Here is a 24,222-nt window from a genome sequence, read left to right on the forward strand (position 1 = left end):
AGGGTACCGGCGCTAGTCTTCGACCATGCCCACCCACAAGGCCGTGCATGTCGCCGGTGCCAACGAAGATCTGACTCTCGTCGAGGTGGAGACCGCGCCACCACCGCCCGGCCACGTCCGCCTCGCCGTGAAGGCCTGCGGCGTCTGTGGCACCGACCGGGAGTTCCGCGCCGGCCATTTCCCCGGTCTGCAGTGGCCGTTGACGCTGGGCCACGAGATCGCCGGGGCCGTCGCCGAGGTCGGTGACGGCGTCGAGGATTTCTCGGTCGGCGACCGGGTCGCCGTCGGCTGGTTCGGCGGCAACTGCAACCGCTGCATCCCGTGCCGGCGCGGATCGTTCATGCAGTGCGAGCGCATGCAGGTGCCCAGCTGGCACTACCCCGGCGGGTACGCCGAGTCGGTGACGGTGCCGTGGACGGCCCTGGCGCGCATCCCGGACGGACTGTCATTCGTCGAGGCCGCACCGATGGGGTGCGCCGGGGTCACCACGTTCAACGGTCTGCGGCAGACGCGCGCCAAAGCGGGTGACGTCGTCGCGGTGCTCGGGGTCGGTGGGCTCGGCCACCTCGGTGTGCAGTGGTCGCGGGCGATGGGCTTCGAGACGGTCGCGATCGCGCGGGGGACGGGTAAGGCCGAGGAAGCCCGCGAGCTGGGAGCCCACCACTACATCGACTCGACGGGGCAGGATGTCGCCGCGGAACTGAAGAAGCTCGGCGGCGCGGCGGTCGTGCTGGCCACGGCCAACAACGCCGAGGCGATGGCCGCCACCGTCGGGGGGCTGGGTCCGGCCGGCGAGCTGGTGGTCGTCGGCGTCTCCGCGGACAATCTCCCGATCAGCCCGCTGCACCTGATCAACGACGGGCTGTCGGTGACCGGCCACCCGTCGGGCACCTCGCGCGATGTCGAGGAGACCCTGCACTTCGCGATGCTGTCCGGGGTACGGGCCAGGGTGGAGGAAGTGCCGTTGGCTCAGGCCGCGGAGGCCTACGAGGCGATGGACTCCAGCCGGGCCCGCTACCGGATGGTGCTGACCGTCTGAGGCCGGCGGCGTTCTAGAAGCTCGAAAAGTCCTGCTGCACGCGACCTATTTCAACGTTCTGGCCGTTGAAGTCGGCGCGGCACGCCACCACGACGGTGTAGGTCTGCCCGGGAAGCGGAGCCGCGAACTCCAGCGGCGTGGTGCCCTTCGGGTTGACCTCGAACTCGCGGCTGACCGGAATGCCCAGACCGTTGACCTCCGTGGCGTTGTAGGTGCACTGCGCCCGCAGATTCGACGTGTTTCCCACAGTCACCTTGGCACGCAACCCTTCCCGCACGATGTCCAGCGTGACGGCGTTCGTCGGTGCCTGTTCGACGGCCGCGGGAGGCGGTTTGGGCGGGCACGTCTGCCCGGCAGGCACGGTTCCACCTCCGGTGCACCGGATGGGCTTCTGCGCCGCGGGTGGGGGTGGCGGCGCGGCGGGCGGTTCGCCGAGCGCGAGACTCACGACACTGAATTCCCGGTCGTCGTTGCGGACCATGCCCACGCCGAAGTCCTTGTACGCGCAGTTGGTGATCAAGGGACGCATCTTGTCGACCAGAACCCGGATCGCCTCCGAGGTCGGATCCTCCTGCGAGTCGCCCTCGGCGGTCTTGCCGTTGTAGCGGCCGGCCGGGGGTACACCCGGTGATCTGTTGCCCACCATCGCCTGCGCATTGCCCTCGAGGTCGATGTTGTAGTTCAGCGGCCCGCACGGCGACCCACTGCGCGCCGCGTTGACGGCCGCACGGATACCGTCGAGCGGACTGGCCTGCGCCGTCGGCGCCGCCACCCCGGACAGCGCGACAGCGGCCACGAAAAGTGTTGCAGAAGAAGCAGATAAAGTTGATCGAGTCTTGGTCACGGCCGTCTCCTTGGATGCGTTCGGTGGGTCGACCGTAAGCCGCGACAGGCCGAGGACTGTAGAGGGTGTCTCCCTGTTTCCGGGCGGCGCCATCGGGACGGGAATAGGGGAAAACACCCTGTCCGGCCGCGCTCCGGACTCCGCATCCGGCTGCAGCGCTGTGCGGCGGGGTCGTTCTTGACATACTCGACACACGCACGCCGGCCCAATCGCCGGCTCAGCCGGCCCGAGAGGAACCGCCATGCCGATCGCCACGCCCGAGGTCTACGCCGAGATGCTGGCCCGGGCCAAGGAACACTCGTTCGCGTTCCCGGCCATCAACTGTGTGGGTTCGGAGAGCGTCAACGCCGCCATCAAGGGGTTCGCCGATGCCGGTTCCGACGGAATCATCCAATTCTCTACCGGCGGTGCGGAATTCGCGTCCGGTCTGGGTGTCAAGGACATGGTCACCGGCGCGGTGGCGCTCGCGGAGTTCGCGCACGTGATCGCCGAGAAGTATCCGATCACCGTCGCGCTGCACACCGATCACTGTCCGAAGGACAAGCTCGACACCTACGTGCGCCCGCTGCTGGCGATCTCCTCGGAGAGAGTGCAGGCCGGCCGCAACCCGCTGTTCCAGTCGCACATGTGGGACGGCTCGGCGGTGCCGATCGACGAGAACCTGTCGATCGCCCAGGAACTGCTCAAGCAGGCCGCGGCGGCAAAGATCATCCTCGAGATCGAGATCGGCGTCGTCGGCGGTGAAGAGGACGGCGTCGAAGCCGAGATCAACGACAAGCTCTACACCACGCCCGAGGACTTCGAGAAGACCATCGAGGCGCTCGGGGTCGGCGAGCACGGCAAGTACCTGCTCGCCGCCACGTTCGGCAACGTGCACGGCGTCTACAAGCCGGGCAACGTCAAGCTCAAGCCCGAGGTGCTCGCCGAGGGGCAGAAGGTGGCGTCGGCCAAGCTCGGCCTCGAGGACGGGTCCAAGCCGTTCGACTTCGTCTTCCACGGTGGTTCGGGTTCGCTGAAGTCCGAGATCGAGGATTCGCTGCGCTACGGCGTGGTCAAGATGAACGTCGACACCGATACCCAGTACGCGTTCACGCGGCCCGTCGCGGCGCACATGTTCTCGAACTACGACGGTGTGCTCAAGGTCGACGGCGAGGTCGGCAACAAGAAGGTCTACGACCCGCGCAGCTATTTCAAGAAGGCCGAGGCGTCGATGGCCGAACGCGTCGTCGAGGCGTGCAACGACCTGCACAGCGCGGGCCGGAGCGTGTCAGCGGGCTGACCCTGCCGCAGGCGCCGTCGAGATCCACCTTTTGCGACGGAAGTGCGAGTGAACCCCTGCAAAAAGCGGATCTCGACGCAGTCGCCGGGCCGCGGGGGCTGAGCCTGAGGCGGGGTGCCTGAGTCCCTACTGCGGCGCCTGGCAGATCTTCCACTGGTCGTCGCGGAACTGCAGGTCGAAGCTGCGGGTCGAACGGGTCTGGGGTGCGAACGCCATGAACGTCGTGACGTTGGCCTCGGCGTGGTCGCCGTTGATGACGATCTCGTCGATGCTCGCGACGACCGGGTACCGGCCGGCCTCGGCGACGCGGCTGTGGGTGTCCTTCCACTGACGTTCGTCGAATTTGTTGTAGCTCTCGGCGGTCGCGCCGCAGGTGATGCTGCGCAGCGTCGCCAGGTCACCCTTCTCGATCGCCGCGTCGTAGTTCTGGATGGCGGTGCGGACACTGTCCTCCTGCGACACCGAGGTCGCCGATCCGCGGGTGAGCAGCAGCGTGCCGACCACCGCGGCGGCCGCGAGCGCGGCGATCACCAGGATGATCGCGATCACCCAGCCCCAGTTCCTGCGTCCCGTCTTCGGCGGTTTGGGAGTCTCGCCCCGCGGCGGGATCATCTGCGGCGCCGCGGGTTTGTGCGCGGCGAAGGCCTCGGTGGGCAGTTCGTGCGGGCGGTTGATGACCTGGGTCGAACCGGCGTCGAACCCCGACGGGGCCGTGAAGCGCCGCTCGCCGGCATCGTCCGACGGGTCGCCGTCCTGCGGCTCGGCGGGGGCGAACACCTCGGTGGCCGGCTCGTGCTCGGCATCGGTGCCGGGCAGCACCTCGGTCTCGGCTTCCGATGACTCGGCGGGCGCGTCGTCCTCGCCGTCTGGCCCTGGTGCGTTCGACATACCGCGGAGCTTATCCATGCGCGGTGACGGCTGCGGGGAGCCGCACGGCACAATGGGCCACATGACAAGGATGGGCGATCTCCTCGGACCGGAACCTGTGCTGCTGCCGGGCGATCCCGCGGCGGAGGCCGAGCTGGACGCGGCCGAGAACCCGTCCATCGTGGCGGCGGCGCACCCGGCGGCGTCGATCGCGTGGGCGGTGCTCGCCGAGCAGGCACTCGAGGCCGATCAGGCCGTCGCCGCGTACGCCTACGCCCGCACCGGCTACCACCGGGGGCTGGACTCGCTGCGGCGCAACGGCTGGAAGGGCTTCGGTCCGGTGCCGTTCGCGCACGAACCCAACCAGGGTTTCCTGCGGTGCGTCGCCGCGCTGGCCCGTGCCGCCGATGCCATCGGCGAGACGCCGGAGTATCAGCGCTGCCTCGACCTGCTCGACGACTGCGACCCGGCCGCTCGCGGCCGGCTCGGGCTGGGCTAACGCTTCTCGGTTTCGCACTCGCAGTCGGCGGCGCTGTCGGGCGGTTCGACCTGAACGGTCGCGTGTCCCAGGCCCCGGGCGGTCAGCACCGCGCGTGCGTCGTCGAGCACCGCGGCCGACTCCCGCACGCTGGTCAGGTGCGCGGTGACCATGTCCTTGCCGGGCACCAGCGTCCACACGTGCAGGTCGTGGACCTCGGTCACCCCGTCGACCGCGCACAGCGCGTCGCGCAGCTCGTCGACGTCGATGTGCGCCGGTGAGGACTCCGACAGGATCCGCAGCGCGGCCCGGGCCAGTGCGATGGCGCGGGGGAGCACCCACAGCGCGACCAGGACCGCGACGACGACGTCGGCGTAGGGCCAGGCGGTGGTCACCGTGACGATGCCCGCGATCAGCACCCCGATGCTGCCGACGGTGTCGGCGACGACCTCCATGTAGGCGCCCTTGACCGCGAGGCTCTCCTTGGAGTGCGACCGCAGCAGCAGCACGACGATGAGGTTGGCCAGCAGGCCCGCCAGCGCGACGACGATCATCGGCACGCCGGGCACGTCCGGTGCGTCGCCGAGACGCTCGACCGCCTCGTAGAGGATGAAGCCGGCGACGCCGAGCAGGAGTGCGGCATTGGCGACCGCGGTGAACACCTCGGCGCGGTGCCAGCCGTAGGTCCGCGACGGGGAGGCGCTGCCACGCTTGGCGAGCAGGACCGCGGTCAGGCCCATGAACATCGCGACGAGGTCGGTGAGCATGTGCCCGGCGTCGGCCAGCAGCGCGATCGAGTTGATCGCCAGCGCGGTGGTGAGCTCGACGACGAAGAAGATCGTCAGGATGCCCGCGGCGATCACCATCCGGGAGACTTTGGTGTCACCGCCGCCGTGGCTGTGATCGTGTCCGGCACCCATAGGCCAGAAATATATGCGCATTACTGCATACGTTGCAAGCGTCTACAGCCAGGGCGACCAGAACCGGGTGAGACCGCCGCCCAGCTGCGAGAGGTACACGTCCACCCCGGACAGTTCGAAGAGCCAGTACACCGCCGTGAAGAACCACTGGTTCAGCGGCGGCGCGATCAGCAGGATCAGCAGGATGAAGAACCCCCACTGCCTCGCCGGCGCCAGGGCACGCCGGGTCTCCGGGCTCAGGTGCGGCTCCAGCGCGCCGTAGCCGTCCAGGCCGGGGATCGGCAGCATGTTCAGCACGAACGCCGTCACTTGAAGAAAGCCCAGGAACGCGACACCGGCCCAGAACACCGCGTGCGCCGGGTCGTACATCAGCCGGGTCAGCCCGAGCAGCAGCACCGCGAACAGCAGGTTCACCGCAGGCCCGGCGAGGCTGACCACCGTCTTCTGCCGATCGGTCATCAATGCCGTCTGCACGTACACCGCCCCGCCGGGCAGGCCGATGCCGCCGAGGGCGATGAACAGCACCGGCAGCCCCAGCGACAGCAGCGGGTGGGTGTACTTGAGCGGGTTCAGCGTCAGGTAGCCGCGCACGGCGACGTCGCGGTCACCGAACCGGTACGCCGAGTACGCATGGCCGAACTCGTGCAGGCACAGCGTGACCAGCCAGCCGAAGATGACCAGGACGAAGACCGCGGCGTAGGACAGCGGGCGGACGTCGTCGCCGGACGTCCACGCCAGCGCGCCCCCGGCGGCCGTGACCGCCACCAGGGCGGCGAAGACCGGGCTCGGACGCACCCCGACGAGGCTAACCACGGCTAACCACGACCGACCCGCAGCCAGCCCTGCGTGTGCCGGTAGAACGTCGAGCGGCGCACCGGCCGCTTGGCCGGCTCGCCGTCGCGGACGACCATCGCACCGCTGGTGCCCAGCTGCGCGGCGCGACCGCTGATCCAACGCTTCGGACGCATCGGGCCGGTCAGCACGGTGGCGCGCAGCCCCGGCATCGCCGTCGTAGGTTCGATCCGGACACCGGTGACGTCGCCGTCGAACAGGCGCTCGTCGTCGACGATGGCCTCGCCCCGCACCGTGCGGGCGCCGTCGGGGGGCAGCCACAACGCCGCGCCGGCGATCACGGTGCCGGTCTCGTCGCGGATCAGCGGAACGCGGCCGGCGGGTGCGGTGCGCGCGGCCCGCGCCGCCCAGGGGCGCCGCAGGTGGGCGACCTCGATGTCGAGGCGGTCGGCGCGCAGCAGCTTGGTGAGCACGGCCGACAGGTCGCGGTCGGATCCGACGACGAGGAGGCGGCGGTACCCGGTGATGTCGTCGCTGAGATCCGAGCCGGTGCCGGTGAGCACCGGAAGGTCCCGCAGCGACCGCGGGACGCGACGTGCGCCGGGGCGCACGACGGCGATGCTGGACGGGTCCAATCTGCTCCTTGCAAACGACTGGTGATCAGGCCGGATGTAATCGGATAGGGTGGGTCACCGGCTGCACACAGTATCGAAGCGCAGCTTGAGCGAGAAACAAGCGGAAAGACGCGAAGGGCTCTGCAATGCCGGCAATCGTCCTGATCGGCGCCCAATGGGGTGACGAGGGCAAAGGAAAAGCGACCGACCTCCTGGGCGGACGGGTTCAGTGGGTGGTCCGCTACCAGGGCGGTAACAATGCCGGCCACACCGTGGTGCTGCCGACCGGCGAGAACTTCGCGCTGCACCTGATCCCGTCCGGGATCCTGACCCCGGGCGTGACGAACGTGATCGGCAACGGCGTCGTCGTGGACCCCGGCGTGCTGCTCACCGAGCTCAAGGGGCTCGAGGATCGCGGCGTCGACACCGACCGCCTGCTGATCTCCGCGGACGCGCACCTGCTGATGCCCTACCACGTGGCCATCGACAAGGTCGTCGAACGGTATGCGGGCAGCAAGAAGATCGGCACCACCGGTCGCGGCATCGGACCGTGCTACCAGGACAAGATCGCCCGTCAGGGCATCCGCGTCGCCGACGTGCTCGATCCGGCGGTGCTGGCCGAGAAGATCGAGGGCGCACTGGAGTTGAAGAACCAGGTGCTGGTCAAGATCTACAACCGCAAGGCGCTGGAGCCCGCCGAGGTGGTGGAGAACCTGTTGGAGCAGGCCGAGGGTTTCAAGCACCGCATCGCCGACGCCCGGCTGCTGCTCAACGAGGCGCTCGAGCGCGACGAGATCGTGCTGCTCGAAGGGTCGCAGGGCACCCTGCTCGACGTCGACCACGGCACGTATCCGTATGTCACGTCGTCGAATCCGACCGCCGGCGGCGCCTCGGTGGGTTCGGGCATCGGTCCCACCCGCATCACCACGGTGCTGGGGATCCTCAAGGCGTACACGACGCGTGTCGGCTCGGGCCCGTTCCCGACCGAGCTGTTCGACGAGCACGGCGCCTATCTCGCCAAGACCGGAGGCGAGGTCGGTGTCACCACCGGCCGCGCCCGGCGCTGCGGATGGTTCGACGCGGTGATCGCGCGGTACGCCACGCGGGTCAACGGCATCACCGACTACTTCCTGACCAAGCTCGACGTGCTCTCCAGCCTGGAGACGGTGCCGATCTGCGTCGGCTACACGGTCGACGGCAAGCGGACCGACGAGATGCCGATGACGCAGAGCGACATCGCGCGCGCCGAACCGGTCTACGAGGAACTGCCCGGCTGGTGGGAGGACATCTCCGGCGCCCGGGAATTCGATGATCTGCCCGCCAAGGCCCGCGACTATGTGCTCCGCCTCGAAGAGCTTGCCGGAGCACACGTTTCGTGCATCGGCGTCGGTCCGGGGCGGGACCAGACGATCGTGCGGCGAGACATCCTGGCGACATCATGAGCTCCGATTTCGGGCTGGATCCGCGCCGCGTCGATCCGGAGTACGACCGCCACGGCGGGTTCCCGGTCTTCGAGGCCGCCGATCCCGGACCGGGTTTCGGCCGGTTCCTGACGGCCATGCGCCTCGCGCAGGATCTGGCGGTGTCGACGGACCCGGATCCCGAGACCTGGAACGAGGCCGCCGACCGCGTCGAGGAGCTCGTCAAGCTGCTCGACCCGTACCGCGCCCGTGAGGGGGTCGGGCCGTCCAACCGGGTTCCGTCCCTGCCGGGCGCGGGCAGCCTGCTGATGCCGCCGTGGACGGTGACGAAGTTCGAGGCCGACGGCGTCGAACTCGAGGTGACGTTCAGCCGGTACCACGTGGGCGGCAACTCGGCGGTGCACGGCGGTGTGCTGCCGCTGCTGTTCGACTCGATGTTCGGCATGGTCATCCACGCGACCGGCCGGCCGATCAGCCGTACCGCGTTCCTGCACGTCGACTACCGCCGCGTCACGCCCATCGACACCGTGCTCACCGCCCGCGGCTGGCTGCGGGAAGCCGAGGGGCGCAAGGCATTCGTCAACGCCGAACTGCTCGACGCCGAGGGCAATGTGCTCGCCGAGTCGAACGGATTGATGATCAGGCTGCTGCCCGGTCAGCCGTGAGGAGATGATGGCCCGATGACCCATCCGGCCGACCGTCACCTGCGCCGCCTCACGACGCCGCGCGCCGCCGCGTTCGCCGGGGTGCTGTTCGCGTTGCTGTTCGGGGCGGCGCTGGTGCTGATCCGGACGGAGCTGCCCGGCGGTGGCTCCGCCGGGATGCAGTGGGAGGACGGCTCGACGCATCGGCTGCGGATCGCGATCGTGTTGATGCCCTTCGCGGGCATCGCGTTCCTGTGGTTCCTCGGGGTGGTCCGCGACGGTCTCGGCACCCTGGAGGACAGGTTCTTCTCGACCGTGATGATCGGCAGTGCGCTGGTGTTCCTCGCGATGATCTTCGCGTCGACCGCCGTGGGCGCGGGGCTGCTGGCCGCCAGGCAGATCGCGGTTCCCGGCACCCGCTCGGAAGTCGCGGCATTCGGCGAGGGCCTTCTGCTGGCGCTGTCGAACACCTACGCGCTGCGGATGGCCGGGGTGTTCATGATGTCGCTGGCCACCATCTGGCTGCGGACGAGGCTGATGCCGACCTGGCTCGTGGTGCTCACCTATGTGGTGTCGCTGACCGTGCTGGTGGGCAGTGACGTCAGCAAGTGGATGACGGTGCTGTTCCCGGTCTGGGTGCTGATCGTCAGCGTGATGATGCTGGCCCGCGCCGGGGTCATCGATCGTCGAGGCGCAACGCGGTCGCCGGACACAGTTTGACTGCCTCGGCGGCACGCGCGGCCTGCTCGTCGGCGACCTCCTCCTGCAGGATCACCACGATGCCCTCGTCGTCCTGATCGAAGACGTCGCCGGCGACCATCACGCAGTTGCCCGCCTGGATGCAGAGTTCACGGTCCGCGGAAACCTTCACCAGCTCACCTCCAATGACTTCAGACCGTAGATGAAGTGGAAGGACCGGAACGCGACATCGGCGAAGTCCTCGGCCGGTTCCAGCGACGGAAAGCGGCGAAACAGTGCGGGGAACGCGATCGCCATCTCCATCCGCGCGAGCGGCGCACCGAGGCAGTGGTGCACGCCGTGCCCGAACGCCAGGTGCCCGGGCGCACCTCTGCCGATGTCGAGAACCTCGGGGTGCTCGATGAACTCGGGATCCCGGTTGCCCGCGGGCAGTGACGCGAAGACCAGCTGCCCGGCGGGGATCGCGACACCGGCGATCTCGACGTCGGTGGTGGTGATCCGGGGGATCGAGGTCTGCACGATGGACAGCCACCGCAACAGCTCCTCGACCGCGGGTGCGACGGCCGCGGGATCGTCGCGGATCGCGGGGAGCTGGTCGGGGTGGCGCAGCAGCGCGAGCACACCGAGGGCCAGCATGTTCGACGTGGTCTCGTGGCCGGCGAGCAACAGCAGGCTCGCGACGCCGATCAGCTCGTCGTCGGTGAGTTCGCCGCCGTGCTCGCGGATCAGCATCCCGAGGATGTCGTCGCCGGGGTGACGTCTGGCGCCGGCGACGAGCGCGGCCATGTACTCGCGGCCCTCGCGCTGCAGCTCGAGGCGCTCGGGGATCGGGATCGACAGGTCGAGTTGGCGGGCGCTGCGGCGCTGGAAGTCGTCGCGGTCGGCGTACGGGACGCCGAGCAGTTCGCAGATCACCAGCGACGGGATGGGCAGGGCGAAGTGCTCGACCAGGTCTGCCGGGGGACCGGCGGCGGCCAGCGCGTCGATCTGGGTGTCGACGATCTCGGCGATGCGGGGTCGCAGCCGCTGCATGCGCCGGTGCGTGAACTCCGGGGTGAGCATGCGCCGCAACCGCTGGTGTTCGGGCGGGTCGAGCCCGAGCAGGTTGCCGGCCCGGGCCCGCGCCTGGGTCTCCTCGTCGACGGGCGGTGCGCCGGGGACGACGAAGCCGGGCGGCCGGCCGTTGGAGAACCGGGAGTGGTCCGACAGCACGGTCTTGATGTCGTCGTAGCGGGTGACGAGGTAGACCTGCATGCCGAACGCGTTGGTGACGCTGCGGACGCCTTCGCGCTCGCGGATCTCCCGCAGGTGCGGGGTGGGATCGAATCCGTCGCGCCGCATGTGCAGCGGTGGCAGATCGGGTGCGGCCTCTCCGGTGGCCTGACTCATCTTTCGACGCTACGCGTCGGAACGGGTCTCCTGCCGCAGCGCGGGCCACCAGATCTTCGGCCCGATCAGGGTGAACAGCGCCGGGATGATCACGGTGCGCACCAGGAACGTGTCGAGCAGGATGCCGAGCCCGACGATGATGCCGACCTGGGTCAGCACGATCAACGGCAGCACTCCGAGCACACAGAACACCGCGGCCAGCACGATGCCCGCGCTGCTGATCACCGCGCCGGTCGCCGAGACGGCGCGCACGATGCCGTCGCGGGTGCCGTGCCCGGGTGTCTCCTCGCGGGCGCGGGTGACCAGGAAGATCGTGTAGTCCACGCCGAGGGCGACCAGGAACAGGAACGCGAACAGCGGTGCGGTGTTGTCCAGGGCCGGGAAGCCGAACAGGTGCACGCTGGCCCAGCCGCCCAGGCCCAGGGCCGCGACGGAGCTCAGCACGGTGACGCCGACGAGCACCAGCGGTGCCAGCGCCGAGCGCAGCAGCACGTAGAGCACGATCAGCACCACCACCAGGATGGCCGGGATGACGACGGCGCGGTCGTGTCCGGCGGCCGCGGCGGCGTCGCGTGCGGTCGCGTCCGATCCGCCCACCAGCGCATCGGGGTCGGCCCGATGGACCGATTCGCGCAGTGCGTCGATGGTGTCGAAGGCCTCGTCGCTGGCCGGCTCGGCTTCGAGGACCACCGACCACTGGCTGCGGCCGTCGGCCTCGGCGCCCGCGGGGAACGCGGACACCACGCCCGGGGTGGCGGTGATGGCGCGTTGGACCTCGGCGCTGCGATCGCTTGTGGCGATGACACGGGTGGGGTCGGTCAGACCGCTCGGGAAGTGTGCGGCGAGGGTGTCGAAGCCGCGGACGGACTCGGCCTCGACGCGGAACTGCTCGGTCTGTGACAGGCCGACCGGGGTGCCGAGGATGCCGGTGCACAGCAGCGCGAGGCCGCCGATCGACACGATCGCGACCCGCGCGGGCCGGCGGGCCACCGCCGCGGCGATGCGGTGCCACACCCCGCTGTCGGTGAGCGGTTGGTCCCCGACGGCAGGGATGAACGGCCAGAACAGCTTTCGGCCGAAGACGGCCAGCGCGGGGGGAAGGACGAGAAGCACGAACACCGCGGCGACGACGAGTCCTGCGGCGGCCTGCACGCCCAGACTGCGGGTGCTCGGCGACGACGCGAACAGCAGGGTCAGCAGCGCCAGCACCACCGTCGCGTTGCTGGCGATGATCGCCGGGCCGGCGCGACGGACCGCGGTGTCGATGGCGTCGTTGTGAGAATCGGTGCGGCCCAGCTCCTCCCGGTAGCGCGAGATCAGCAGCAGGGCGTAGTTGGTGCCGGCGCCGAACACCAGCACGCTCATGATTCCGGAGGTCGACCCGTCCGGGCTCATGCCGAGCGCCTCGGCCACGGCGGAGCCGATGACGGCGGCGACGCGGTCGGCGAAGCCGATGACCAGCAGCGGCACCAGCCACAGCACCGGCGAGCGGTAGGTGATGATCAGCAACAGCGCCACCACGGCGGCGGTGACGGCCAGCAGGGTGAAGTTGGCCCCGGAGAACGAGTTCGCGATGTCGGCACCGAAGGCCGGGCCACCGGTCACCTGGGCCTGCAATCCCTCGGGCAGCCCGTCGGTGGCGGCGCCACGCAGCTCGGTGACCGTGTCGGTCAGATCGAACCCGGACAGGTCCGACGACATCGGCACGGTGGCCACCGCCGCCTGTCCGTCGTCGGAGACCTGGACGGGTGGCCCGGCGGGGCCGGACTGCGCCGCGGCGAGCATCCGGTCGCGGGCCCCGTCGACCGCGGCCAGGTCGGCCGGACCGAGCGGTGCCGAATCGGTGCGTGTGACGACCAGGATCGCGGGTACCTGATCTCCGCCGGGTAGCGCGGCCCGGGCGGCGTCGGCGCGGGCGGACTCCGAATCGGCGGGCACAGCGACGGGGGACTGCGAACTGGAGTCGCCACCGCCGAGCAGACCCATCAGGGCGCCGGAGACCAGGACGACGAGAAGCGCGATCACCCACGAAAATCGACGGCTCATCGCACCAACATTTCAGAAGATTAACAATTAATCAACTGAAACTTCGGTTAGGGTGGTCACGTGCAGAACGGAGATCGCGCCCAGGTCGAGGCGCTCATCGCCGCCGATGTGCGGGCGCTGAGCGCGGCATCGGATGGGATCGGACAGAGTTTCGCGGCCCTGCACGGGTTGACGGCGTCGGACTTCCGGGCGCTGCTGCACGTCACGGTCGCCGAGGATGACGGCGCGCCGCTCACAGCCGGCGAGCTCAGGGCGCGGATGGGCACCTCGGGCGCGGCCATCACCTACCTGGTGGAGCGCATGATCGAATCCGGGCACGTGCTGCGCGACACCGACCCGACGGACCGTCGCAAGGTCATGCTCCGGGTCGCCGACCACGGGATGGCCGTCGCGCGCGACTTCTTCAGCCCGCTCAGCGCGCACACCCACGCCGCCCTGGCAGACCTGCCCGACGAGGATCTGTTGGCGGCCCACCGGGTGTTCGCGGCGCTGACCGCCGCGATGGTCTCGTTCGGTGCGGAACTCGGATCTGGCAGGCTGAAAACCGATGACTGAGATGGAGACAGCGCACGAAGGCCGGACAGTGGTGCTGCTGCTGGGTGCCGGTGAGCGCACCCGCGAGCTCGCCCCTGCGTTCGAGCATCTGGGTGCGCAGGTCGTGACGGCCGACGCCGCGGCCGACGCCCAGACGCTCACGGCCCTGATCGAACAGAACGCGGCGCGCTACGTGGTGGCCGACCTGGATACTGCCGAGGCGACGAACGTGGCGACGACGGGGGCGTTGCACGCGATCGCCGATCGCGACGACGTCGAGGTCTTCCCGACGCTGCGCAGCATCCGGTTCGCGCTCGACGGGGAGGCGCTGCGCAGGCTCGCCGCAGATGAGCTCGGTCTGCCGACCGCGCCGTTCTGGTTCGCCGGCACGGTCGAGGAGCTGACCGCGATCGGGCAGCACGCGGGCTTCCCGCTGGTCGTCAAGCCGGTGTCCGGCGCGCCGGGCGAGGGTGAATCGGTGTTGCTGCGGCCCGAGGACGTCGAACCCGCGTGGCAGCGTGCGGTGGCCGCCGGCGCGCCGACCCGCCGGCGGGTCATCGCCGAATCGGTGGTCGAGGTCGACGTCGAGGTGACGTTGTTGACGGTGCGCACCGCCGGCCCGGCCGGGCCCACGGTGTCCTTCTGCGAACCGATCGGGCATCACCAGTCGCCCGAAGGATCCCTGGAATCATGGCAGCCGCAACAGCTTTCGCCGGTGGCGCTGGACTCCGCGAAGTCGATCGCCGCGCGGATCGTCAACTCGCTGGGCGGCCGCGGTGTCTTCGCGGTGGAGCTGCTCGTGCGTGGGGACGAGGTCTACTTCTCCGATGTGCGCCCGCGCCTGCAGGACAGCGGGCTTGTCACGCTGCGGTCCCAACGGCTGTCGCAGTTCGAGCTGCACGCACGCGCCGTCCTCGGTCTGCCCGTGGACACGATCATGATCTCGCCGGGCGCCGCCGAGGTGACCTGTTCCGCGGACGCCGATGCCCGTCTGGTGCTCGGCGAGGCCCTCGCGGTCGCCGAGAGCGACGTCCGCGTGCTGCGGTCCGAACCGCCGGTACGGGTGTCCCTGGCCACCGCCCCGGACCCGATCGTGGCCCGGGACCGGGCGCGGCGGGTGGCCTCGGCGCTGCGCAGGTCGGTGTGACGTGATGTCCGAACCACAGGGGAATGCCTCCGACGACTCGTCGAGCGGTTCCGCGATCGCGCCGTTCCTGGGGGCGCTGACGATCATTGTCGCCGTCGTGATCGGAATCTGGCTGATCAACGTGTTCTCCGGCGAGGAGCTCACCGACGCGCAGCAGATCGCGCGGGCGGCATCCGGTCAGAACGACGCGTTGCAGCGGGGGAGCTACCCCGATTACCAGGCGTTCACCTGTCCCGCGCAGCACGGCGACGAGTCGAAAGTGCTGTCCGAGCACCAGGATTCGGTGGCCGAGCGTGGGGACCGGTATGTCGACCGGGTCGAGGGTGTCGACATCGAGGGCGACCGCGCGACCGCGGACGTGACCTACTACTTCGACGGCGATCGCGAGGCCAAACAGACCGTCGAGATGTCCTTCGTGCGCGAGGACGGGACGTGGAAGGTGTGTTCGACCGGTCCCAGCTAGCTGTGGGACACTCACGGGCGTGAGCTACGCCGGAGACATCACGCCTGAGCAGGCCTGGAAGCTGCTGAACGAGAACCCCGATGCGGTGCTCGTCGACGTCCGCACCGACGCCGAGTGGCGGTTCGTCGGGGTGCCCGACCTGTCCGGCCTCGACCGAGATGTCGTCTACATCGAGTGGAACCGCACCGACGGCACCCGCAACGCCGGCTTCGTCGACGACCTGCAGGCTGCCGGCGTCACGCCCGGCGAACGGCCCGTCGTGTTCCTGTGTCGCTCGGGCAACCGCTCCATCGGCGCGGCCGAGGCGGCCACCGAGGCGGGTATCGGTCCGTCGTACAACGTTCTGGACGGGTTCGAGGGCAACCCCGACGACAACGGGCACCGCGGTGTCACCGGCTGGAAGGCGGTCGGACTGCCGTGGAGGCAGTCGTGAGCTCCGAACCCGATTCCGTTCCGTCGGTCCGGATACCGACGCCGTTGCCCGACGGCGTCGGTCAGGCCACCATCGGTGTGCGGGGCGGACTGCTGCGGTCGGGGTTCGAGGAGACCGCGGAGGCGATCTACCTGACGTCCGGGTACGTCTACGAATCGGCGGCCGAGGCGGAGAAGGCGTTCACCGGCGAGATCGACCGCTACGTCTACTCGCGCTACGGCAACCCGACGATCTCGATGTTCGAGGAGCGGCTGCGGTTGCTCGAAGGCGCTCCCGCATGCTTCGGCACCGCCAGCGGCATGTCGGCGGTGTTCACGTCCCTGGGTGCGCTGCTCGGGGCCGGGGACCGACTCGTCGCGGCGCGCAGTCTGTTCGGCTCCTGCTTCGTGGTGTGTAACGAGATCCTGCCGCGCTGGGGCGTGGAGACGGTGTTCGTCGACGGTGAGGACCTCGCCCAGTGGGAGGAGGCACTGTCTGTGCCCACCCAGGCGGTGTTCTTCGAGACCCCGTCGAACCCGATGCAGTCGCTGGTCGACATCGCCGCGGTGTGCGACCTCGCTCATGCGGCCGGGGCAAAAGTGGTGTTGGACAACGTCTTCGCCACTCCGATCCTGCAGCAGGGGATGCCGCTGGGCGCCGACGTCGTGGTGTATTCGGGCACCAAGCACATCGACGGGCAGGGCCGGGTGCTCGGCGGGGCGATCCTGGGCGACAAGGAGTACATCGACGGCCCGGTGCAGAAGTTGATGCGCCACACCGGTCCTGCGCTGAGCCCGTTCAACGCGTGGACCCTGCTCAAGGGCCTGGAGACGATGGCTCTCCGTGTGCAGCACCAGAATTCGTCGGCGCACCGCATCGCCGAGTTCCTCGAAGGCCACTCGGCGGTGAGCTGGGTGAAGTACCCGTTCCTGGAGTCGCATCCGCAGTACGACCTGGCCAAGAGGCAGATGACGGGTGGCGGCACGGTGGTCACGTTCGAGCTCGCGGGTGCGACGAAGGAGCGCGCCTTCGAGGTGCTCGACAAGCTGCAGATCGTCGACATCTCCAACAACCTCGGTGACGCGAAATCGTTGATCACCCACCCCGCCACCACGACTCACCGGGCGATGGGCCCGGAGGGACGCGCCGCGATCGGCCTCGGTGACGGCGTCGTCCGGATATCGGTCGGACTCGAGGGCACCGAGGACCTGATCGCCGACCTCGACAGGGCACTCGGGTAGTTGTCGCGCGCATCGGAGGCGAAGAAGGCGCGCCGCAGGAAACGCCGGACGGTCCGCGACCAGACCTGGCTACCGGCCGGGGTGCTCGACGAACTCGAGATCGCCTCGCAGCTCGAGGAATTCGATGCCCGCCTGACCGAGCGCGGTTGGGTGTTCGGCGAAGAGGCCGACGAGGGCTCGGGTGTGTTCTGGGTCTGGCCCGACTCGGCCGGCGACGTCGACCACGACGCGGAGCGCGCTGACGCAACCGTGATCCTGCTGAGCCCCGACGACGGCGGTGAGACGGCGCACGTCGTCTTCGTCGGAACCGCGGCCGACTACCAGTTCAACCTCGATGAGCTCTTCGAGCACATCGACATGATCGAGGCGTTCCGGCTCGGCGACCCGGCCCCGGTCTTCGACTAACCCTGCGATCCCTCGACGACGCCCCGGGCGGCGCGGGCGCGCTCCTCGTAGCCCTTGCGCTTGTCGGTGTCGACATCGAGGAACACCGTGTCCAGGCCGAGCGCCTTGTTCATCGCACGCCGGCCCTTGGGCGGCAGCATCTGCGCGGCCTGGGCGGTGAACCGCAGCGGCGGCGGCACCGACACGTGGGTCTTCGGCTTGTTCAACGTCTTGACGATGGCCGCGGCGATGTCTTCGGGTTCGACGGGTTTGATCGCCCCGCCGGACTTGGTGCCCGCGATCAGTTCGGTGTTGGTGAACGGCGGCATGATCACCGAGACGTTCACCCCGTGCGGCGCCATCTCGTCGGCGAGCGCGGTGGTGAGCCCGACGACCGCGTACTTGGCGCCGACGTAGACGACCTGACCGGGCAGCGGTATGACGCCCGACAGCGACGCGATGTTGATGATGTGCCCGCTGCGGCGCTTGACCATGTCCGGCAGTGCGAGCCGGCAGCCGGTGAGCACCCCGTAGACGTTGACCTCCAGCGACGACCGGATGGACTGTTCGGTCTCGTCGAGGAAGGGGCCGACGGGCATCACGCCGGCGTTGTTGATCAGGACGTCGATGTGCCCGCCACCGTCGGTGCGGGCCTTGTCGAGGAACGTCGCGAACGACTCCTGGTCGGTCACGTCGAGGGGATAGCCCGACACCGGTCCGAGGTTGGTCAGCTTGGCGACCGAGGACTCCTGCAGCGCTACGTCGCGGTCGCCGATCACGACCCGCGCGCCGTGGGCGAGCAGCGCCTCCGCGGTGGCGTAGCCGATACCTCGGGCGGCACCGGTGATGGCGATGGTCTTGCCTCGGATGTTGTCCATGCGGCGAAACTTTACACGTGTCAAGTTTCTGTGGGAAGAGGCGTTCGGTCGGCCCGCAGAACGGGCATTGCGGTCCTGCGCTAGACATGTAGGTGATGTCCGGTCCGGTGAGGGGTGAGCTGCGGTGAGCGGCGCACCGCACGTCGCCGTGGCGCTGGAGGGGTACGGCTGGCACCCGCAGGCGTGGCGGCACAGCGCCGGCGCCCCTCCGGTCACCAGCGGCGGATACTGGGCGGAGCTGGTCGCCACCGCCGAGCGCGGACTGCTGGATTTCGTGACGTTCGACGACGCACTGGCCCCGCAACGCCGCAGGCGCCCCGAGATCGACCCGCGCTGGCTTGCCGGGCGGCCCGACGCGGTGCTGGTGGCGGCGCGGGTCGCGCCGCTGACACGCCACATCGGTCTGATCCCGGTCGCGACCACCACGCACACCGAGCCGGCCGCCCTGTCCGAATCCCTTGCCACACTTGATCACCTCTCGCAGGGGCGCGCCGGCTGGCAGGTCAGGATCAGCGCCTCGCGTCATGAGGCGCAGCTGTTCGGCCGTCGTGACCCCGACGACCTCGGAGACCTGTTCGCCCACGCTCGCGGCGTGGTCGAGATCGTTCGGACGCGCTGGGAGGGTGGGGGAGGCCGGCCGGTGGTGACCGCGCTCGCCCACACCCCCACCGTCTACGAGTTCGCCGCGGACAGTGCGGATCTCGTGTTCGTCACGCCCCGCGACGACGAGTCGCTGTCGACCATCCTCGCCGAGGTGCGGGAGGCCGGCGGGCACGAACTCCGGGTGTACGCCGACCTCTACGTCACGTTCACCGGGGTGGTGGACGAACGCTCGGACGCGCGGGTGTTCTCCGGTACCGCGGACGAACTCGCCGACACGATCGCCGGATGGCACCGCCACGGTGTGCACGGCGTCCGGCTGCGGCCCGCCGTCAACGCCGTCGATCTGCCCGTCATCGCCGACGAGGTGATCCCATTGCTGCAGTGCCGCACAGGGTTTCGCAGCACCTACCGCCCCGGGGAGACGCTGCGCGGCCGGCTGGGGATCGAGTCATGAACGTTCCGCTGTCCGTTCTGGATCTCGCACCGATCTGCGACGGTTCCGATGCGGCCACCGCGCTGCGCAACACCGTCGACCTCGCCCGGCACGCCGAACGCTGGGGCTACAGGCGGTTCTGGGTGGCCGAGCACCATTTCGTCGCGGTCGCGAGCACCGCGCCGGCGGTGCTGATCGGGCAGATCGCCGCCGCGACCCGGACCATCCGCGTCGGCGCTGCGGCAGTCCAGCTCGGTCAGACCACCGCGGTGGCGGTCGTCGAGACGTTCGGCATGCTCGACGCGTTCCACCCCGGCCGCATCGACCTCGGCATCGGGCGATCGGGCCGACGCGCCCGCCCGCCGCGCCCCGACGGGCAGAAGCGGACACCCAGACCGGTGCCGCCGTGGCGGGAGATCGACGGTGTCGTCATCCCGTCCCCGTTCGACCTCTCCACCCTGATGCGCAACCCGCGGCTGAAGGCCCGCATGTCGGTGCTGCAGCAACCGGGTGCGGTGTCACCGGAGTTCGCCGACCAGGTCGACGACATCCTCGCGCTGATCGCGGGACGCTATGAGATCGACGGGTTCGCCGCGCACGTCGTTCCGGGCGAGGGTTCCGCGCTGACGCCCTGGGTGTTCGGCAGCAGCAAAGGCGAGAGCGCGCGCGTCGCCGGCGCGCGTGGCCTGCCGTTCGTCGCGAGCTACCACCTCACGCCCGCGACGGCGCTCGATGCGGTCGACGTCTACCGTGCGCACTTCCGTCCCTCGGCCACGCTGACCGAACCGTACGTGGTGGTCTCGGCGGACGTCGTCGTCGCCGAGGACACCGCGACGGCCCGGCATTTGGCGTCCAGCTACGGCCACTGGGTGCACGCGATCCGCACCGGCGACGGCGCCGTACCCTACCCCGACCCGGACAGGGTCGCGCCGCTGCCCGACGAGCAGGCGGCGACGGTGAAAGACCGCACCGCAACACAATTCGTCGGTGATCCCGACGAGGTGGCGCACCGGCTGGAGGCGCTGCGGCGGGTCGCGGACGCTGACGAACTCGTGATCACCTCGGTCACGCACGGTCACGAAGACCGCCTGCGCTCACACCGTCTGCTCGCCGAACGCTGGGGTATCACCGGTGAAGGCTGAGCGGCGCAAGCACATTCACCTGGGTGCGCGCCTCCCTGCCTCGTTCGACTCGTGCGACTCGCTCGTCCACCTCGCCCGCACCGCCGAACGCGGCCAGTTCGACTTCGTCCTCGTCGACGACGGCGCGCGGCTGCGCGAACAGCGGTCCGACGCCCTGACGATGCTCGCGGCCCTGGCCGCCGTCACCGACCGGGTCGGGCTCGTCGGCACCGTCGACACCGGTGCCACCGAGCCCTTCGAGGTGGCGCGCAGAATCGCGACGCTCGACCATCTGTCCGACGGCCGGGCGGGGTGGCACCGCGCAGGGGCCGATGTCCGTCGCGCCTGGGAGTTCCTCGCCGTCGCCCGGTTGTTCTGGGACAGCTGGGCTGAGGACGCCGTGCTCGCCGACCACGACGCCGGCCGCTACGTCGACCCCGACCGGATCAGGGCCGTCGAACACCGCGGTCCGCACTTCGATGTCCGGGGTTTCGCGACGTTGCCGCGTTCACCGCAGCGCCACCCGGTGCTGGTTCAGGACGGTGACTCCGAGGACGGCACCGCATTCGCGGCCGCGCACGCCGACGCGGTGATCACCCCGCACGCCGGACTGGAGGCGCGGCAGCGGTACGTCGCCGACGTCAGGACGAAGGTGGCTGCGGCCGGCCGTAATCCGGACAGCGTCACGGTGTTCGCGCTGACAAAACTCTCCCCCGGGAGCCCCGCGAAGGTCGCCGACGAGATGGACCTCCACGTCCAGTCGGGCGCCTGCGACGGGTTCCTCCTCGTGCCCGACCCGACGCCGCACGGCCTCGACGAGTTCGTCGACGACGTGGTGCCGCTGCTGCAGGAGCGGGGGAGTCTGCGCACCGGCTACTGCGGTCACACGCTGCGGGACCACCTGGCGCAGCCGGCCCTATAGGCTTGGCGATGTGTCGCAGGCGACCGTGGGCTGGCTGTTGCTGGCCGCTGCGGCGGTGACCTTCGTCTTCGGTGGCGTCTCACGGCTGGTGATCGGCGCGCGGCGCGACAGCAGAGCGGTACGCATGGTCGTCCACACCTTCCGCCGCACGGGCATCGCCCGCGTGCTGTTCGGCCGTTTCGACGACGACGTGCTCGACGACGACGAACTCGACGCGATGATCCTGATGCCGTCGATCGTCGTCGCCTGCGGTCTGGTGCTGACAGCGATCTTCCTGCTGCTCTACCGCACGCTCGCCTGAGCCGCCTGCGCGGCGGCGTCGCGCACCGGACCCCGCCACAGCGGGCCGTGGCCCGGCAGGATCACCTCCGTATCCAGTGCGCCCAGCGTGGTGAGGCTGCGCCGGCAGGCGTCCTCGTCGTGGTTGAAGACCGACGGCAGCAGCTGAGGCCCGCGCCGTGACGCGACCGGGTGACCGGTGATCAGCGCGTCGCCGCTGACCAGAACCCCGTCCACGACGTAGGAGCAGTGCCCGCCGGTGTGCCCGGGCGTCGGAATGCACACCGGCGAGCCGGGTAGCGCCGCGGCGATGTGGTCGGTCAACGGCGCGGTGGACGCGATGCCGGCATGGGTCAGCGCTCCCTTGCCGATGATCGACACCGACCACTTCAGCCACGTCGGCTGCCAGGCATGTTTGGCGATGTCGAGCGGGGACGCCTGTTCCAGATGGTCCCGACGGGAGTGCGCGACCTCGTCGGCGTGGCAGTAGACCGGGGTGCCGTGGGTGGCCGCGAACCAGATCGCGGTGCCGAAGTGGTCGATGTGCGCGTGGGTCAACAGGATTGCGCGGACATCACCCACGCCGAAGCCGAGGCCGTGCAGTGACGTCAGCACCTCGTCACGGTGGCCGGGGAAGCCCGCGTCGATCAAGATCACGCCGTCGTCATCGCGCACGAGCGTCCAGTTGACGAGCTCGGTCCGGACGAAGTGGACGCGATCGGTCACGGCCGTGACGACGGGTGCCATGGGGCGAGTGTAGAAACTAACGTATGGCTGAACTGAAATTGGGCTACAAGGCGTCGGCGGAGCAGTTCGCGCCTCGTGAACTCGTCGAACTCGCTGTCGCCGCCGAAGAGCACGGCATGGACAGCGCCACCGTCAGCGACCACTTCCAGCCCTGGCGGCACGAGGGTGGCCACGCCCCGTTCTCGCTGGCATGGATGACCGCCGTCGGCGAGCGCACCACGCGGCTGCAGCTGGGCACCTCGGTGCTGACGCCGACGTTCCGCTACAACCCGGCCGTCATCGCCCAGGCGTTCGCGACGATGGGCTGCCTGTACCCGGACCGGATCTTCCTCGGTGTGGGCACCGGCGAGGCCCTCAACGAGATCGCCACCGGATACGAGGGTGAGTGGCCCGAGTTCAAGGAGCGTTACGCGCGGCTGCGCGAGTCGGTCCGGCTGATGCGTGAGCTGTGGCTCGGTGACCGTGTCGATTTCGAGGGCGAGTACTACAAGACCAAGGGCGCGTCGATCTACGACGTCCCCGAGGGCGGGATCCCGATCTACATCGCCGCGGGTGGACCGCAGGTCGCCAAGTACGCAGGGCGCGCCGGCGACGGATTCATCTGCACCTCGGGCAAGGGCGAGGAGCTCTACAAGGAGAAGCTCATCCCGGCGATGCGCGAAGGCGCTGAGGCCGCGGGCAAGAACCCCGACGACGTCGACCGGATGATCGAGATCAAGATCTCCTACGACACCGATCCGGAACTCGCGCTGGAGAACACCCGGTTCTGGGCGCCGCTGTCGTTGACCGCCGAGCAGAAGCACTCCATCGACGATCCGATGGAGATGGAGAAGGCCGCCGACGAGCTGCCGATCGAGCAGGTCGCCAAGCGCTGGATCGTGGCATCCGATCCCGACGAGGCCGTCGCGAAGGTCGCCGACTACGTCGACTACGGACTGAACCACCTCGTGTTCCACGCGCCCGGGCACGATCAGCGCCGGTTCCTGGAGCTGTTCCAGCGGGATCTGGAGCCGAGGCTGCGCAAGCTCGGCTGACATCCGCAGTCCGCGAGATGATCCGGATTCTCGCGACGCTGCTGGGCCTCGGTGCCCTGGCCGTCGCGGTGACGGGGTTCGCCGCCCGCTATCTGCCGATCGCAGGGCATCCTACGTTGATCCTGGCCGCGGCGGCGCCCTACCTGTCGGTGGCGGCGCTCGCGGCGATGCTGTTGTTCGTGGTCGCGCGGCGCTGGGTGCTCGCTCTGCTCGCCGTGGCGCTGACGGTTGCGCTGATGTGGGTCTATGTTCCTCGCTACCTACCGGGGCCGAGCGAGCAGACCGACGCCGTCGACGTGCGGGTGCTGACCTCCAATCTCGGTATGGGAGAAGCGGATCCGAGGCAGTTGGTCGCGCTGGCCGGCGCCGGTGCGGATGTGGTCGCGGTGCAGGAGTTGACACAGGAGGCCGCTGACGGCTTGTCGGCGGCCGGTATGGACACCGTGTTCCCGCACCGGGTGATCGTTCCCGCGCCCGGGGCGACGGGTATCGGCATCTGGAGCAGACACCCCATCGTCCATTCCGGACGGATCGACGGCTATGCGCTGCCGATGGTGGGCACGAGGATCCGGGTACCGGGTGTCCGCGTCGACGCGACGGTGCTGTCGGTGCACCTGGCCGCGCCGTGGCCGATGCCCATCGAGGACTGGAAGTCCGACTACGCCACGTTTCCCGACACGCTGCGCGAGATGGGCGTCGCCGCCGGCGCGGGTGCGGTGATCGTGGCGGGCGATTTCAACGCGACCTACGAGATGGCGCCGTTCCGGCGGTTGCTCGACGGGGGGTACTCCGATGCGGGCAACGAGTCCGGTGCCGGCCTGGCCCGCAGCTATCCGGCAGGTGGCATCGGTCTGCCCCTGATCGGCATCGACCACATCCTGATCAAGAACTGTGCGGCGGCGACCGCACGGACCGTGGTGGTGCCGGGCGCGGACCACCGGGGGCTGCTCGCCACGCTCCGGGTGCCGGTGGACATGACCGCGAGCTGAAGG

The 24,222-nt window shown here is 69.6% G+C and carries 28 protein-coding genes; 18 read left to right on the forward strand and 10 right to left on the reverse strand.

What is annotated here, in order from left to right; all coding sequences use genetic code 11:
* Positions 1 to 25 precede the first annotated feature (25 nt).
* On the forward strand, positions 26 to 1,039 hold the full coding sequence (locus DYE23_RS02755) for an alcohol dehydrogenase catalytic domain-containing protein (protein ID WP_115326432.1): 1,014 nt from the start codon (positions 26 to 28) through the stop codon (positions 1,037 to 1,039).
* Positions 1,040 to 1,052: 13 nt separating this feature from the next.
* Here DYE23_RS02755 and DYE23_RS02760 read toward each other — a convergent pair whose 3' ends face one another.
* Entirely contained in the window at positions 1,053 to 1,835 is a 783-nt protein-coding gene (locus DYE23_RS02760) for a hypothetical protein (protein ID WP_235660314.1), read from the reverse strand.
* A gap of 289 nt (positions 1,836 to 2,124) precedes the next feature.
* On the opposite strand from DYE23_RS02760, the gene fbaA reads away from it, so the two are divergent.
* A complete protein-coding gene (gene fbaA / locus DYE23_RS02765) occupies positions 2,125 to 3,162 on the forward strand; it encodes a class II fructose-bisphosphate aldolase (protein WP_011891236.1) in 1,038 nt (345 codons plus the stop codon).
* A 126-nt stretch (positions 3,163 to 3,288) separates the two neighbouring features.
* On the opposite strand, the gene DYE23_RS02770 is transcribed toward fbaA, so the two are convergent.
* On the reverse strand, positions 3,289 to 4,050 hold the full coding sequence (locus tag DYE23_RS02770) for an Rv0361 family membrane protein (protein WP_013470530.1): 762 nt from the start codon (positions 4,048 to 4,050) through the stop codon (positions 3,289 to 3,291).
* 61 nt (positions 4,051 to 4,111) lie between these two features.
* On the opposite strand from DYE23_RS02770, the gene DYE23_RS02775 reads away from it, so the two are divergent.
* A complete protein-coding gene (locus DYE23_RS02775; RefSeq protein WP_041788346.1) occupies positions 4,112 to 4,528 on the forward strand; it encodes a DUF3151 domain-containing protein in 417 nt (138 codons plus the stop codon).
* On the opposite strand, the gene DYE23_RS02780 is transcribed toward DYE23_RS02775, so the two are convergent.
* The 3 genes from DYE23_RS02780 to DYE23_RS02790 are packed head-to-tail and all read right to left on the reverse strand — an operon-like array spanning position 4,525 to position 6,854.
* Entirely contained in the window at positions 4,525 to 5,427 is a 903-nt protein-coding gene (locus DYE23_RS02780) for a cation diffusion facilitator family transporter (protein WP_013470532.1), read from the reverse strand. The genes DYE23_RS02775 and DYE23_RS02780 overlap by 4 nt on opposite strands.
* Positions 5,428 to 5,469: 42 nt before the next feature.
* Positions 5,470 to 6,240, reverse strand: coding sequence for a site-2 protease family protein (locus DYE23_RS02785; RefSeq protein ID WP_115326433.1), 771 nt, complete (start codon positions 6,238 to 6,240; stop codon positions 5,470 to 5,472).
* Between the two features lie 2 nt (positions 6,241 to 6,242).
* Positions 6,243 to 6,854 (reverse strand): hypothetical protein, encoded by a 612-nt coding sequence (locus tag DYE23_RS02790; protein ID WP_011891231.1) that lies wholly within the window; start codon positions 6,852 to 6,854, stop codon positions 6,243 to 6,245.
* 125 nt (positions 6,855 to 6,979) lie between these two features.
* Here DYE23_RS02790 and DYE23_RS02795 point away from each other — a divergent pair, with 125 nt between their 5' ends.
* From DYE23_RS02795 to DYE23_RS02805, 3 genes are read left to right on the forward strand one after another with little or no spacing between them, the layout of a single operon-like run.
* Positions 6,980 to 8,275 carry an adenylosuccinate synthase gene (locus DYE23_RS02795; RefSeq protein WP_011891230.1) on the forward strand — a complete coding sequence of 432 codons (1,296 nt, stop codon included), beginning with the start codon at positions 6,980 to 6,982 and terminating at the stop codon, positions 8,273 to 8,275.
* Positions 8,272 to 8,919 carry a PaaI family thioesterase gene (locus DYE23_RS02800; RefSeq protein ID WP_011891229.1) on the forward strand — a complete coding sequence of 216 codons (648 nt, stop codon included), beginning with the start codon at positions 8,272 to 8,274 and terminating at the stop codon, positions 8,917 to 8,919. The genes DYE23_RS02795 and DYE23_RS02800 overlap by 4 nt, the downstream gene beginning before the upstream one ends.
* A 15-nt stretch (positions 8,920 to 8,934) precedes the next feature.
* Positions 8,935 to 9,618, forward strand: coding sequence for a hypothetical protein (locus DYE23_RS02805; protein WP_011891228.1), 684 nt, complete (start codon positions 8,935 to 8,937; stop codon positions 9,616 to 9,618).
* Here DYE23_RS02805 and DYE23_RS02810 read toward each other — a convergent pair.
* From DYE23_RS02810 to DYE23_RS02820, 3 genes are read right to left on the reverse strand one after another with little or no spacing between them, the layout of a single operon-like run.
* Positions 9,575 to 9,769, reverse strand: coding sequence for a ferredoxin (locus DYE23_RS02810; protein ID WP_013470536.1), 195 nt, complete (start codon positions 9,767 to 9,769; stop codon positions 9,575 to 9,577). The genes DYE23_RS02805 and DYE23_RS02810 overlap by 44 nt on opposite strands.
* Positions 9,766 to 10,986, reverse strand: coding sequence for a cytochrome P450 (locus DYE23_RS02815; protein ID WP_115326434.1), 1,221 nt, complete (start codon positions 10,984 to 10,986; stop codon positions 9,766 to 9,768). The genes DYE23_RS02810 and DYE23_RS02815 overlap by 4 nt, the downstream gene beginning before the upstream one ends.
* 9 nt (positions 10,987 to 10,995) lie before the next feature.
* On the reverse strand, positions 10,996 to 13,032 hold the full coding sequence (locus tag DYE23_RS02820) for an MMPL family transporter (protein WP_115326435.1): 2,037 nt from the start codon (positions 13,030 to 13,032) through the stop codon (positions 10,996 to 10,998).
* Between the two features lie 60 nt (positions 13,033 to 13,092).
* Between DYE23_RS02820 and DYE23_RS02825 the strand changes: the two genes are divergently transcribed.
* From DYE23_RS02825 to DYE23_RS02850, 6 genes are read left to right on the forward strand one after another with little or no spacing between them, the layout of a single operon-like run.
* On the forward strand, positions 13,093 to 13,587 hold the full coding sequence (locus tag DYE23_RS02825) for a MarR family winged helix-turn-helix transcriptional regulator (protein ID WP_013470539.1): 495 nt from the start codon (positions 13,093 to 13,095) through the stop codon (positions 13,585 to 13,587).
* Complete coding sequence (locus tag DYE23_RS02830; protein ID WP_115326436.1) at positions 13,580 to 14,713, forward strand: ATP-grasp domain-containing protein; 1,134 nt, start codon at positions 13,580 to 13,582, stop codon at positions 14,711 to 14,713. Before DYE23_RS02825 ends, DYE23_RS02830 begins: the two co-directional genes overlap by 8 nt.
* A gap of 4 nt (positions 14,714 to 14,717) precedes the next feature.
* A complete protein-coding gene (locus tag DYE23_RS02835) occupies positions 14,718 to 15,176 on the forward strand; it encodes an Rv0361 family membrane protein (RefSeq protein WP_115328846.1) in 459 nt (152 codons plus the stop codon).
* Between the two features lie 19 nt (positions 15,177 to 15,195).
* The gene (locus DYE23_RS02840; RefSeq protein WP_011891222.1) at positions 15,196 to 15,609 is read left to right on the forward strand and encodes a rhodanese-like domain-containing protein; all 414 of its coding nucleotides are present in this window, start codon (positions 15,196 to 15,198) and stop codon (positions 15,607 to 15,609) included.
* Complete coding sequence (locus tag DYE23_RS02845; protein ID WP_115326437.1) at positions 15,606 to 16,829, forward strand: O-succinylhomoserine sulfhydrylase; 1,224 nt, start codon at positions 15,606 to 15,608, stop codon at positions 16,827 to 16,829. The genes DYE23_RS02840 and DYE23_RS02845 overlap by 4 nt, the downstream gene beginning before the upstream one ends.
* On the forward strand, positions 16,830 to 17,234 hold the full coding sequence (locus DYE23_RS02850) for a hypothetical protein (RefSeq protein WP_115326438.1): 405 nt from the start codon (positions 16,830 to 16,832) through the stop codon (positions 17,232 to 17,234).
* On the opposite strand, the gene DYE23_RS02855 is transcribed toward DYE23_RS02850, so the two are convergent.
* Positions 17,231 to 18,091 carry an SDR family oxidoreductase gene (locus DYE23_RS02855; protein ID WP_011891219.1) on the reverse strand — a complete coding sequence of 287 codons (861 nt, stop codon included), beginning with the start codon at positions 18,089 to 18,091 and terminating at the stop codon, positions 17,231 to 17,233. The genes DYE23_RS02850 and DYE23_RS02855 overlap by 4 nt on opposite strands.
* Positions 18,092 to 18,215: 124 nt before the next feature.
* On the opposite strand from DYE23_RS02855, the gene DYE23_RS02860 reads away from it, so the two are divergent.
* The 4 genes from DYE23_RS02860 to DYE23_RS02875 are packed head-to-tail and all read left to right on the forward strand — an operon-like array spanning position 18,216 to position 21,471.
* Positions 18,216 to 19,148, forward strand: a complete 933-nt coding sequence (locus tag DYE23_RS02860) for an LLM class flavin-dependent oxidoreductase (protein WP_013470542.1) — start codon at positions 18,216 to 18,218, stop codon at positions 19,146 to 19,148.
* Complete coding sequence (locus DYE23_RS02865; protein ID WP_011891217.1) at positions 19,145 to 20,269, forward strand: LLM class flavin-dependent oxidoreductase; 1,125 nt, start codon at positions 19,145 to 19,147, stop codon at positions 20,267 to 20,269. The genes DYE23_RS02860 and DYE23_RS02865 overlap by 4 nt, the downstream gene beginning before the upstream one ends.
* Complete coding sequence (locus DYE23_RS02870) at positions 20,259 to 21,170, forward strand: LLM class flavin-dependent oxidoreductase (RefSeq protein WP_115326439.1); 912 nt, start codon at positions 20,259 to 20,261, stop codon at positions 21,168 to 21,170. Before DYE23_RS02865 ends, DYE23_RS02870 begins: the two co-directional genes overlap by 11 nt.
* Positions 21,171 to 21,180: 10 nt before the next feature.
* Positions 21,181 to 21,471, forward strand: a complete 291-nt coding sequence (locus tag DYE23_RS02875; protein ID WP_011891215.1) for a hypothetical protein — start codon at positions 21,181 to 21,183, stop codon at positions 21,469 to 21,471.
* On the opposite strand, the gene DYE23_RS02880 is transcribed toward DYE23_RS02875, so the two are convergent.
* Positions 21,453 to 22,196, reverse strand: a complete 744-nt coding sequence (locus DYE23_RS02880) for an MBL fold metallo-hydrolase (protein WP_115326440.1) — start codon at positions 22,194 to 22,196, stop codon at positions 21,453 to 21,455. The genes DYE23_RS02875 and DYE23_RS02880 overlap by 19 nt on opposite strands.
* 23 nt (positions 22,197 to 22,219) lie before the next feature.
* Here DYE23_RS02880 and fgd point away from each other — a divergent pair, with 23 nt between their 5' ends.
* A complete protein-coding gene (gene fgd, locus DYE23_RS02885; protein WP_011891213.1) occupies positions 22,220 to 23,230 on the forward strand; it encodes a glucose-6-phosphate dehydrogenase (coenzyme-F420) in 1,011 nt (336 codons plus the stop codon).
* Positions 23,231 to 23,247: 17 nt separating this feature from the next.
* A complete protein-coding gene (locus DYE23_RS02890) occupies positions 23,248 to 24,219 on the forward strand; it encodes an endonuclease/exonuclease/phosphatase family protein (protein WP_115326441.1) in 972 nt (323 codons plus the stop codon).
* The last annotated feature ends 3 nt before the right edge of the window (positions 24,220 to 24,222 follow it).

The organism is Mycolicibacterium gilvum (assembly GCF_900454025.1).
GTDB lineage: Bacteria > Actinomycetota > Actinomycetes > Mycobacteriales > Mycobacteriaceae > Mycobacterium > Mycobacterium gilvum.

Excerpts from the sequence above, each read along its gene's own strand:
- DYE23_RS02755 (WP_115326432.1), top strand. The coding sequence starts at position 26 with ATGCCCACCCACAAGGCCGTGCATGTCGCCGGTGCCAACGAAGATCTG.
- fbaA (WP_011891236.1), top strand. The coding sequence starts at position 2,125 with ATGCCGATCGCCACGCCCGAGGTCTACGCCGAGATGCTGGCCCGGGCC.
- DYE23_RS02770 (WP_013470530.1), bottom strand. The coding sequence starts at position 4,050 with ATGTCGAACGCACCAGGGCCAGACGGCGAGGACGACGCGCCCGCCGAG.
- DYE23_RS02775 (WP_041788346.1), top strand. The coding sequence starts at position 4,112 with ATGACAAGGATGGGCGATCTCCTCGGACCGGAACCTGTGCTGCTGCCG.
- DYE23_RS02780 (WP_013470532.1), bottom strand. The coding sequence starts at position 5,427 with ATGGGTGCCGGACACGATCACAGCCACGGCGGCGGTGACACCAAAGTC.
- DYE23_RS02795 (WP_011891230.1), top strand. The coding sequence starts at position 6,980 with ATGCCGGCAATCGTCCTGATCGGCGCCCAATGGGGTGACGAGGGCAAA.
- DYE23_RS02800 (WP_011891229.1), top strand. The coding sequence starts at position 8,272 with ATGAGCTCCGATTTCGGGCTGGATCCGCGCCGCGTCGATCCGGAGTAC.
- DYE23_RS02805 (WP_011891228.1), top strand. The coding sequence starts at position 8,935 with ATGACCCATCCGGCCGACCGTCACCTGCGCCGCCTCACGACGCCGCGC.
- DYE23_RS02815 (WP_115326434.1), bottom strand. The coding sequence starts at position 10,986 with ATGAGTCAGGCCACCGGAGAGGCCGCACCCGATCTGCCACCGCTGCAC.
- DYE23_RS02820 (WP_115326435.1), bottom strand. The coding sequence starts at position 13,032 with ATGAGCCGTCGATTTTCGTGGGTGATCGCGCTTCTCGTCGTCCTGGTC.
- DYE23_RS02830 (WP_115326436.1), top strand. The coding sequence starts at position 13,580 with ATGACTGAGATGGAGACAGCGCACGAAGGCCGGACAGTGGTGCTGCTG.
- DYE23_RS02835 (WP_115328846.1), top strand. The coding sequence starts at position 14,718 with ATGTCCGAACCACAGGGGAATGCCTCCGACGACTCGTCGAGCGGTTCC.
- DYE23_RS02855 (WP_011891219.1), bottom strand. The coding sequence starts at position 18,091 with ATGGACAACATCCGAGGCAAGACCATCGCCATCACCGGTGCCGCCCGA.
- DYE23_RS02865 (WP_011891217.1), top strand. The coding sequence starts at position 19,145 with ATGAACGTTCCGCTGTCCGTTCTGGATCTCGCACCGATCTGCGACGGT.
- DYE23_RS02880 (WP_115326440.1), bottom strand. The coding sequence starts at position 22,196 with ATGGCACCCGTCGTCACGGCCGTGACCGATCGCGTCCACTTCGTCCGG.
- fgd (WP_011891213.1), top strand. The coding sequence starts at position 22,220 with ATGGCTGAACTGAAATTGGGCTACAAGGCGTCGGCGGAGCAGTTCGCG.
- DYE23_RS02890 (WP_115326441.1), top strand. The coding sequence starts at position 23,248 with ATGATCCGGATTCTCGCGACGCTGCTGGGCCTCGGTGCCCTGGCCGTC.